The sequence below is a fragment of the Actinoallomurus soli genome (genome assembly GCF_024055715.1).
GTDB lineage: Bacteria > Actinomycetota > Actinomycetes > Streptosporangiales > Streptosporangiaceae > Actinoallomurus > Actinoallomurus soli.
On the sequence record NZ_JAMXMV010000051.1, the window covers coordinates 1 to 9,657 of the forward strand.

11 protein-coding genes are annotated in these 9,657 nt (G+C 74.0%); 8 read left to right on the plus strand and 3 right to left on the minus strand.

The features are described 5' to 3' along the window. From NDW01_RS42435 to NDW01_RS42450, 4 genes are all read left to right on the plus strand, one after another. Positions 1-901 (plus strand): citrate/2-methylcitrate synthase (locus tag NDW01_RS42435; protein ID WP_305883866.1); only part of this gene is annotated, 901 nt, incomplete at its 5' end. Positions 902-1,074: 173 nt separating this feature from the next. Beyond that, positions 1,075-1,428 (plus strand): hypothetical protein, encoded by a 354-nt coding sequence (locus NDW01_RS42440; RefSeq protein ID WP_252830345.1) that lies wholly within the window; start codon positions 1,075-1,077, stop codon positions 1,426-1,428. 41 nt (positions 1,429-1,469) lie between these two features. Then, positions 1,470-1,790, plus strand: coding sequence for a DUF3817 domain-containing protein (locus NDW01_RS42445; RefSeq protein ID WP_252778309.1), 321 nt, complete (start codon positions 1,470-1,472; stop codon positions 1,788-1,790). A gap of 76 nt (positions 1,791-1,866) precedes the next feature. Continuing rightward, on the plus strand, positions 1,867-2,790 hold the full coding sequence (locus tag NDW01_RS42450; RefSeq protein ID WP_252830346.1) for a bifunctional helix-turn-helix transcriptional regulator/GNAT family N-acetyltransferase: 924 nt from the start codon (positions 1,867-1,869) through the stop codon (positions 2,788-2,790). Positions 2,791-3,258: 468 nt separating this feature from the next. Here the strand turns inward: NDW01_RS42450 and NDW01_RS42455 are convergent, their stop codons facing one another. Continuing rightward, entirely contained in the window at positions 3,259-4,365 is a 1,107-nt protein-coding gene (locus NDW01_RS42455; protein WP_252830347.1) for a threonine aldolase family protein, read from the minus strand. A gap of 207 nt (positions 4,366-4,572) precedes the next feature. On the opposite strand from NDW01_RS42455, the gene NDW01_RS42460 reads away from it, so the two are divergent. The 4 genes from NDW01_RS42460 to NDW01_RS42475 are packed head-to-tail and all read left to right on the plus strand — an operon-like array spanning position 4,573 to position 8,054. After that, on the plus strand, positions 4,573-5,835 hold the full coding sequence (locus NDW01_RS42460; RefSeq protein ID WP_252830353.1) for an MFS transporter: 1,263 nt from the start codon (positions 4,573-4,575) through the stop codon (positions 5,833-5,835). Positions 5,836-5,850: 15 nt separating this feature from the next. Beyond that, on the plus strand, positions 5,851-6,441 hold the full coding sequence (locus NDW01_RS42465; protein WP_252830348.1) for an SDR family oxidoreductase: 591 nt from the start codon (positions 5,851-5,853) through the stop codon (positions 6,439-6,441). 21 nt (positions 6,442-6,462) lie between these two features. Then, positions 6,463-7,539 (plus strand): methyltransferase domain-containing protein, encoded by a 1,077-nt coding sequence (locus tag NDW01_RS42470; RefSeq protein WP_252830349.1) that lies wholly within the window; start codon positions 6,463-6,465, stop codon positions 7,537-7,539. Then, a complete protein-coding gene (locus NDW01_RS42475; protein ID WP_252830350.1) occupies positions 7,536-8,054 on the plus strand; it encodes a hypothetical protein in 519 nt (172 codons plus the stop codon). Before NDW01_RS42470 ends, NDW01_RS42475 begins: the two co-directional genes overlap by 4 nt. Here NDW01_RS42475 and NDW01_RS42480 read toward each other — a convergent pair. Together NDW01_RS42480 and NDW01_RS42485 are read right to left on the minus strand one after the other, a co-directional pair. Beyond that, entirely contained in the window at positions 8,005-8,586 is a 582-nt protein-coding gene (locus tag NDW01_RS42480) for a GNAT family N-acetyltransferase (RefSeq protein ID WP_252830351.1), read from the minus strand. The genes NDW01_RS42475 and NDW01_RS42480 overlap by 50 nt on opposite strands. 71 nt (positions 8,587-8,657) lie before the next feature. Then, the gene (locus NDW01_RS42485) at positions 8,658-9,452 is read right to left on the minus strand and encodes a class I SAM-dependent methyltransferase (protein ID WP_252830352.1); all 795 of its coding nucleotides are present in this window, start codon (positions 9,450-9,452) and stop codon (positions 8,658-8,660) included. Positions 9,453-9,657 lie beyond the last annotated feature (205 nt).

Below are 9,657 nucleotides of genomic sequence, written 5' to 3' on the forward strand. Positions count from 1 at the left end.
GGTGGCCCTCGGGTCGGGCCGGTCATCGGGAGAGGCGGTGGCCCTCGGGTCGGGCCGGTCATCGGGAGAGGCGGTGGCCCTCGGGTCGGGCCGGTCATCGGGAGAGGCGGTGGCCCTCGGGTCGGGCCGGTCATCGGGAGAGGCGGTGGCCCTCGGGTCGGGCTCGCTGCCGGGAGAGGCCGCGGTGTCCGCGGCGGGCCCGCCGCCGGAAGAGGACGTGGCCCGCGTGCCGGGGACGCGGCAGGAGCCGTGGCCCGCGCAGGGCTCGATCGCGGCCCGGCTGTGGCCGCGCCTGACCGCGGAGGAGCCGCGGCCCGCGGCGGTCCGTGCGCTGAACGCCGCGCTCGTCCTGCTGGCCGACCATGAGCTGGCCGCCTCGACGCTCGCCGCCCGGGTCGCCGCCTCCGTGCGCGCCGATCCGTACGCCGTCGTGATGGCCGGGCTGGGCGCGGCGGGCGGCGGCCTGCACGGCGGCGCCTCGCTCGGCGCGGAGGCGCTGCTGGCCGAGATCGCGGCGCCCGGCCGTGCGGCCCGGGTGATCGGCGAGCGCCTGCGCCGGGGCGAGCGCGTTCCCGGCTTCGGCGGTGTCGTCTACCCGGCCCGGGACGGCCGTGCCGGATGCCTGCTGGACCTCGTGCGCGCCGCCGCGCCGGGTCACGAGCGGCTCGCCGTCGCCGAGGCCGTCCTGGCCGAGGCGCGGAGCCGTGGCCTGCCCGGCGTGAACATCGACTTCGCGCTCGCGACACTCGGGGCGGTGACCGGCATGTCCAGGGGAGCGGGCGAGGCGATCTTCGCCGTCGCCCGTACCGCGGGCTGGCTCGCGCACGCGCTGGAGGAGTACGCGCGGGGCACGCCGCTGCGCCCGCGCGCCATCTACACCGGCCCGCCGCGCGACCGGTGAGCGCACCCCGCCTCAGGACGCCGCGTTGCGGGTGAGCGCACCCCGCCTCAGGACGCCGCGTTGCGGGTGAGCACGCCCGGCCTTAAGGGACGCCGCGTGACGGCTGAGCACGGCCGTCGTCCTTGGGGCGGACCCGAACCAGGGTCCGCCGCGGGGGCGGGTACGCTCAAGACGTGCGACGGTTCTTCAGGCCCGGCTGGCTCGGACTGCATGCGATCGCCATCGTGCTGATCGGCATCTTCATGCTGGCCGGCTGGTGGCAGCTGGATCGCGCCCAGGGGGGCAACCTGCAGAGCTGGGCGTACGTCATCGAGTGGCCGATGTTCGCGATCTTCGTGGTCGCCATGTGGGTCCGGATGGTGCGCGACGAGCTGCGCGGCGAGACGAACGCCGACCCGGGGACGGTGACCCCGGCGGGAGCCGCGCCGTCGCCCGTGATCGCTGACATCGACGACGAGGACGACGAGGAGCTGGCGGCCTACAACCGCCGCCTCGCCCGACTGAACGACGAGGCGGCGCGCCCCTGAACGGCGGCGGCCTCACGGAGGGACGACCCTTGCAAGGAGCGGTGACCCGCTATCGCGTCATGGCCTACGTGACGGGCGTGCTGCTGATCGCGCTGTGCTTCGTCGCGGTGCCGCTGAAGCTCTTCGCGCACAACGGGGTGCTGTCCACCGCCATCGGCATCCCGCACGGCATGATCTGCTACCCGCTGTACCTCATCACCGCGTTCGACCTGTACCGCCGGGTCCGCTGGCCGCTGGGGAAGATGGTGCTGATCGTGCTGGCGGGGATCATCCCGTTCCTGACGTTCTACGTCGAGCGGCGCGTGGTGGCGGAGCTTCGCGAGCGGACCGTCCCGGCGGCCGGCGCCGACGCGGCGGTCTGACTTCACGATCGCCTCTGGACGATACGGTCGCTCGCGATTATCTTTGACTGTGTCAACTTAATCGTTGAGGTGGTCAATGAATTCTGCCGTGCCGCCGGACCGGATCGACGCCGTCCGCGCCTTCAATCGCTTCTACACCTCGGTCATCGGCGTGCTGAACGAGGGACTGCTCCAGACCCCCTACTCGCTCACCGAGGCCAGGGTCGTCTTCGAGCTCGCCCGGCGTGACGCCTGCGAGGTCGCCGACCTCCGCCGCTCGCTCGGCCTGGACGCCGGCTACCTGAGCCGGATGCTGACCCGGTTCGAGGGCGACGGGCTGATCGTCCGTGGCCGCGCCGAGGACGACGCCCGGCGGCAGTCGGCCCGGCTGACCGACCGCGGCCGGGAGGTGTTCCAGGACCTGGACTCTCGGTCGGCGGCCCAGATCGAACAGATCCTGGCCGGTCTGCCCGAGGACGAGCAGCGCCGGCTGCTGGGCGCCATGGCCGCCATCGAGGAGATCCTGGGAGAGCGTCCCCGGCCGGCGTCCTACCTGCTGCGCCCGCTCGGCCCCGGCGACCTCGGCTGGGTCGTCCAGCGGCACGGGGCGCTGTACGCCGCCGAGTACGGGTACAACACGACCTTCGAGACGCTCGTCGCCCGCGTCGTCGCCGAGTACGCCGAGAGTCACGGGCCCGGCGAGAACGCGTGGATCGCGGAGATCGACGGCCGGCCCGCCGGAACGATCTTCTGCGTACGGGAGAGCGAGCGCGTCGCGCGTCTCCGGCTCCTCTTGGTGGAGCCGTTCGCGCGCGGCAGGGGAGTGGGCGGCCGGCTGGTCGAGGAGTGCGTCAGGTTCGCCCGCCGGTCGGGGTACGAGGAGCTCGTGCTGTGGACCCACGACAACCTCGGGGACGCCCGCCGCCTCTACGAACGCGCCGGTTTCGAACTGGGAGAGCAGGAGCCGTCCGAGGAGTACGGGCCGCGGCTGACGGAGCAGACCTGGCGCCTGAAGCTCTGAGCAGGGCACTGGCCCGCGGCGTCGTATGGTCCGCCGCGGGCCAGTGGGACCGTTCGAGTCGAGAGGGTTTCAGGCGTCAGTCCATCCAGGCTCCTTTCGCGTGCGCCGAGCCGGCGGATCGGGGCGCCGGGCCGACGGCGGAACTCGGGAACACCGCCGGCCCGGCCGGGCGGCGCCGATGCGATGGGGGCGTACCGCACCGGCACCGGAGGACCTGGAGGGCCGGGTGCCGCACGCGCTGGCCCGGAACGAGTGGGGGGAAATCACCCGCCGGTGTCGCACGGTCATGCCGGCCCTCCTCGAATCGCAGACGATGGGCGGGGCCCGGAGTGTCCCCGGCGATCCCATCACGTGGCGTTGCGATCTCGTTACTGTGAGTACCCATCGACCATGCGGGCGTAAACACAGGTCAAGCGAGAAATCTGCGACGGGGCCCGCCGGGCAAAGATCACGTCACCGGTCCGCCGGTCACGGTCGGTGGCGACCGGCCCGCTCGATGACGCGTGCGCCGATCTCGGCGACGTCCGCGGCCGTCCACTCCAGGCCGGGGCCGGCGACGGTGACCTCGGTCATCGCGACGCCGGGCACCTCCGTGTCCCGCCACCCGCCCGCGAACCAGACCTTGTCCTCCTCGGCGAGCGCGAGCGCCGCCTCGTCGAGCGCTCGGGCCGGGTACGGCAGCCACAGGCGGAACTGGTGGGTGTGCGGCGGCTCGGGGAACACCCGCGCGCCGGGCAGCCCGGCCAGCGCGGCGGCGACCGTCCGCGCGTGCCGTACGTACTCGGGGACGCGCGGCAGCTCGCGGTCGAGACCGGCCATCGCGGCGAGTGCGGCGGGCCACTGCTGGAACACCTGACCGCCGTACCGGTGCCGCCACACCCGTGCGTACGCGGCGAGGTCCCGCTCCCCCGCGAGCGCCGCGCCGCTGATCCCGCCCAGCGTCTTGTAGAACGAGACGTACGTGCTGTCGGCCAGGGCCGCTATCTCCGCGAGGGAGTGCCCGAGGGAGGGCGCGGACTCCCAGATCCGCGCGCCGTCCAGGTGCAGCCACGCGTCGATGTCGCCGACCGCCGTCGCGACGGCGGTCAGCTCCTCCCAGGTGGGCAGCACGAAGCCGGCGTCGCGGAGCGGCAGTTCGACCACGACGGTGCCGACCGGTTCGGCGAGCGCGCGGATCTCCTCGGCCGTCGGGTTGCGGAGTGCGGTCGTCGGCCGGACGCTGCGCAGGCCGGACAGCCAGGAGTAGGCGTACCGCTCGTGCAGCTCCTGATGGCCGAGGGGATGCAGCGCGACCGTCGTTCTGCCCGTGGCCTCGGCGCCAAGGCGGAGCGCGACCTGCTGGGCCATGGTGCCGGTCGGGAAGAAGACGGCGGCCTCCGTGCCCAGGAGTCCGGCGACGCGCTCCTCCAGTGCCGTCACCGGCCCGCCGTCGTAGAAGTCGGGCAGGGTGTCCAGGTCCCCGGCCCCCTCGATCTCGGTGAGCAGCTCCCGCATCGTCGTCGGTCGGGTCCCGGACAGGATCCGGTCGCAGCCGCGCACCGCGGCCAGGCGGCGCTCACGTGTGTTCTCGGGCACCGGCAGATCGTCGCACAGCCCTCCGCCGGGTCTCCAGGGGAGGGTCGGGGCCCATATTTGACCGTTCGATCTAGATATGACTAGGGTCCGGCTGTGCGGGAAACCCAGGAGGCCGGGCAAACGGCGGGGGTGGCGTCGGTCGAATCCGAAGATGATCCGGTCGAAAGCAGAACGATCGATCAGGTATGGTCGTCGATCGCCTACGTGATGCTCGGGACCGTCCAGCTCACGCTCGTGGCGGCGATCACGGTGCTCACCGTCGCGCTGCCGGCCATCCGGCGGGACCTGCGCCTGGACGACGCCGGGACGGTGCTGGTCACCTCCGCGTACGGCCTGGCGTTCGGCGGGCTGCTGCTCCTCGGCGGGCGGCTGGCGGACTCTCTCGGGCGCAGAAGGGTCTTCCTCATCGGCGCGGCCGTCTTCGGCCTCGGCTCGGCGGCGGCCGGACTCGCCCCCGGCACGGAAGCCATGGTCGCCGCCCGGTTCACCCAGGGGGTCGGCGCGGCGATGGCGGCGCCGGCGGCGATGGCGCTGGCGGGCACGCTGTTCCCCGACCCCCGGCGGCGGAGCCGGGCGATGGCGGTCTGGGGCATCCTGAGCAGCGCCGGCGCGACCGTCGGCACCGTGCTGTCCGGAGTGGTGATCACATGGGTGCCGTGGCGCTGGGTGTTCCTGGCGCCGGTGCTCGTGTCGGCCCTCGCCGTGGCCGCGGTACCGCGCCTGTTCCCCGCCGACCGGCCGGCCGGCGCGGCCCGGATCGACTGGCCGGGCGCCGCCCTCGCGACGACGGGCCTCGCCGCGGTGATCTACGGGCTGCAGCGCTCCGTCTGGGCCGTCTCCGGCGGTGTCCTGCTGCTCGCCCTGTTCGGCCTGGCCGAGCGGCGTTCCGCGGCCCCGCTGACACCTCTGCCGTTCCTGGTCCGGCGCGCGCTGCCCCTGGTGGCCGTCATGTTCTGCGCGGCGGCGATGGCGACCGCGTCCTTCATGCTGTCCCTGTACCTCCAGCAGGGACGCGGCCTGTCTCCGCTGCGGACGTCGGCGATCTTCCTGCTGTCCGCGCCGCCCCTCCTCGCCGCCGGGCCGCTCACCGGACGACTCGCCCCCCGCCTCGGCGCGCACCGCGTCCTGGCGGCCGGCTCGGCCATCGCGGCCGTCGGACTCGGCCTGCTCAGCCTCCTCGACACGCCCTACGCCGGCCTCGTCGTCTTCCCCCTCGGCGCCGGCATGACCTTCTCCGCCGCCCTGCTGGCCACGCTGCACGGCGTACGGGACGACCAGGCCGGGCTGGCGGGCGGTCTGGTCAACACCGCCATGGAGGTCGGCCCGCCCGTCGGGCTCGCGCTGCTGATCCCCATCGCCGCCGCCCACTCCCCGGACCCCTCGAGCGGCTATGGCTTCGCCCTGCGCGTCGCCGCCGCCGCGCTCGCGACCACCGCCCTGTGCGCGGCGCTGCCGCGCCGTACCCGATGAGAACAAGGAGAGACAATGTCCGCACGCTTCACGCACAAGGTGGCCCTCGTCACCGGGGGCGGCTCCGGGATCGGCCGGGCGACCGCGCTCGCCTTCGCCCGGGAGGGCGCCACCGTCGTGGTCGCCGGCCGGAACGCCGAGTCGCTCGGACGCACCGTGGAACTCGAGCGGCCCGGCCTCGAGGGTGCCCGCGTTGCGGGCGTCTTCCTGTGCATGAAACACGAGATCGCCCACATGCGCGCCCACGGCGGCGGCGCGATCGTGAACACCGCCTCGAACCAGGGAACGCACCAGCGATTGCCGTTCCTCGGCGCCTACGCCGCCTCCAAGGCGGCGGTCAGCGTGCTGACCCGCGCGGCGGCGAAGGAGTACATCGGCGACGGGATCCGCATCAACGCGATCAGCCCCGGCCCGATCGAGACGTCGATGTCCCTGCGGCCCGGCGAGAGCGAGGCCGACCGCGCCGAACGCCTCAAGACCGCGCTGCCGATCGGCCGCGCCGGCACCCTCGACGAGGCCGCCGCGGCGGTCCTCTGGCTCGCCTCGTCCGAGGCGGGGTTCACCGTCGGCCACGATCTCGTCCTCGACGGCGGTGCCAGCGCCTGATCGGGCGGTTATGGTCGGACCATGCCGGTCCTGGAGATCTCCGACCTGATCGGCGCGTGGGATCCCGCCACGGGGGCGCGCCTGCCGGTCGGCAAGGACGAGGTCGTCGCCCGGCTGCGCGCGGCGGGCGACCGCCGCGCCGTACGGATCGTCGAGCGGATGCCCGCCTCCGGAGGGTTCCTGGACCCCGAGGCGGTGGACCGGCTGTTCGTCCGGGTCCACACGGAGCTGCAGCGGCTCGGCGAGGAGATGCGGATGGCGCAGCGGTTCGCGGAGCTGCTGAGGCCGCTCGTGGCCGCGGCCCGCCGCGCCGGATTCGGGCCGCTGCGGATCGTGGACGTCGGATGCGGCATCGGCCCCGTGACGAGGTCCCTGGCGGCCTCCGGGACGCTCGGCGGCGACATCGAGCTGATCGGAGCGGACCTCAATCCCGTCCTGGTCGCCGAGGCGACGAGGCTCGCCGAGGACGAGGGGCTGACCTGCCGGTTCGTCCGCCGGGACGCCTTGGCGCTCGACGAGCCGGCGACGTTCTACATCTCCAGCGGCGTGCTGCATCACCTCCCCGCCGCCTCGCTGCCCGGGTTCTTCCACGCCCAGGACCGGCCCGGTACGGCCGGGTTCGTGCACTACGACATCGCGGCGACCCGCCTCGCGCCCCTGGGTGCGTGGGTGTTCCACCGGGCCCGGATGCGTGAGCCGCTGGGCCGCCACGACGGGGTCGCCTCGGCGCGGCGGGCGCACGGCGACGCCGTGCTGCTGGACGCCGCGTCGTCGGCGGAGGGGATGCGCGTCTTCCTGTTCACGCCGCCGCGCCACGCGAATCCGTGCTGCGCCACGATGCGGCCGGTCATCGGAGTACGGCCCGAGCTCGCCGAAGGACTGCGGCGGGGACTGGGCCGCCGCGCACGCGGCCTCACCGGCGCCGGCGGCGCACGAGGCGGCGGCGGCGGGGCACCGGGCGGGCCCGGCGTCATACGAGGCGGCGTCGGCGGCGTAGGGGAGGGGACCGGCGGCGGGCGAGGCGGTGGAGACGTACGAGAGGGGCCCGGCTGCGTGCGACGCGGCGCCGGCGGTGTACGGGAGGAGACCGGCGGATGACGTGGGTCCCGGCTCAGGACGTCATGGTCCCCGCGCTCCTCGCGGCCCTGGCCGTCACCGACGGGGCCTTCGCCGGTTTCCGCGCCGCCGCGGGCCGCAACGCGCGCATCCGCAGGCGGGCGTACACCGTGACGGCGGCCGGGCGGGGCGCCGCCGTGGCGCTGGTGGATCTCGCCGCCACCGCCGCCGTGTCACTGGCGGACCTGGGCCGCCGTTACCCGGCTCTGCTCGCGGCCGGGGCCAGGATGCTCGCCGTCCTGGCGCCCTTCGCCGTGCTCGTCGTGCTCTCGCTCGGGGCCTACCTGCTGCTCCCCACGCGGGAGGGCGCCTTAGTGGTCGTGGTGGGGCTCGGGCCGTTCACTCTCGTCCGCCCCATCGTGGTGACGGGGGCCGTGGCCGCGGCCTGCCTCGGCAGCCGGGACCCGGTGATCTGGGCCGCGGCGGTCACGGCGGCGGTCGGCGTCCTCACGGTCGAGCCGCTGGTGCACCGCCGTTGGTACCGCGAACCCTGTTGAGCCCGGCTCCTGCGGACCCCGGCCGGCGCGGGTCGAGTTGCAGTTCGAGCTCATGGCGTACGGGAATGCCGTCGAGGCCGGTCGCCGGGATCGACGGCTTCAGCGCTCGCGACCGGGCGACGGCGTCGTGGTGCAGGGCGGCGAGGTCGAAGCCGTACCGCTGATAGAAGCGCAGCGCCCGCAGGTTGTCATTGGTCGTGACGAGCCACAGCCGTACGGCGCCCGCGCCGCGCGCCGCCCCGGCCACGGCGTCCACCAGCGCGGTGCCCACCCCCGCGCCCTCCCGTACGGAGTCCAGGGTGACGAGTTCGCACTCCCGTCCGTCGAGGCGGTACGTGACGACCCCGGCCCGTACGCCGTCGAGGTGGGCGACGAACCCGGGCAGCGCGGTCGTGTCGTGAGCGACGCCCCGGCTGACCGAGACGACCCCTCCCCAGCGCTCCGTGAACAACTCCCGCATCCAGGGAAGGTCCTCCACGCTCAGCGGCCGCACGGCCGGCCGCGGCGTCTCGCCATGATCAGAAGGGGTCACGGCCCCATCCTCACGCGGACCGGGCCCCCCGGCAACGTACGCGGCGGCGCCGGTCGTCGCCCTGCTCGGTGTCAGCTGCGGCGACCGACGGTCAGGACGGCGGACCAGTGCCGGGTCAGCCGTCCGTCCGGGCGCGCGGCGAGGAGTCGGCGCACCTCTCGGTAGAGGTGCTCGCGCTTGGCGGGCTCCATGGCGATGTGGCCGGAGAAGGTGCCGAGGAGGGCGAGGTACTCCTCGGCGGTGTAGCGCCGGGCCCAGACGTAGCGCCGTGTCCCCACGACCGTGAAGCGCCCGGAGGCCTCGAACTCGGCGGCGGTGGGATCGTGCCACTCCTCGGGCGGTGGCGGTGGCCGGACGGCGCCGTCGCCTTCGCCGAGTTCGTCGTACACCTTCTGGATCTCGGTGAAGAAAGGGTCGAAGCCGGCAGGGAACGCGTGCCCGGCGTCCCACACGGCCAAGTGGCCGCATCGGGGGAGGAGATCGGCGGCCTTCGCGTACTTGGCGTCCGGATCCACCCATCTCCACGCGGTGGCCGCATAGGCGAGGTCGAAGCGGGCGTCCGGCGGAGGCCGCCACTCCTCGAACGAGGAGGTGATCACCGAGCTGTCCGGGAACTCCGCAAGGCGGCGCCGCGCCTCCGCCGCCAGAGCGGGACCGAGCTCGACCGCGGTGATCGAGAAGCCCATCCGCGCCAGGGGCAGGGTGGCCTTTCCCGGCCCGCAGCCGACCTCCAGGAGGCGCGCGGGCGGCCGGAGCCCGGTCATCGCGAGCAGGTCGGCGTACAGGCCGGCCGGGTACTCGGGGCGCGCGGCCTGGTAGCGCGAGGCCACGCGGTCGAAGGTTCCCCGCAGCCGGCGATCCGTCATACGAGCAGTCTGACAGCGCCCGCGAGGCGATGAGAGGCCGAGATCACTGGCGTTCGCTGAGCCCTTAGGGGCAGCGATCGCCAGTGATCTGTGAGTGTTTGGGTGGCGCTTGTGGGTGGAGTGCTGTCAGGCTCGGTGCCCGGCGATCTGGGTTGACTCTCCAGTGATCTGGCCGTCCTTTGAGGGCGTGCCTTGGACTTGACCT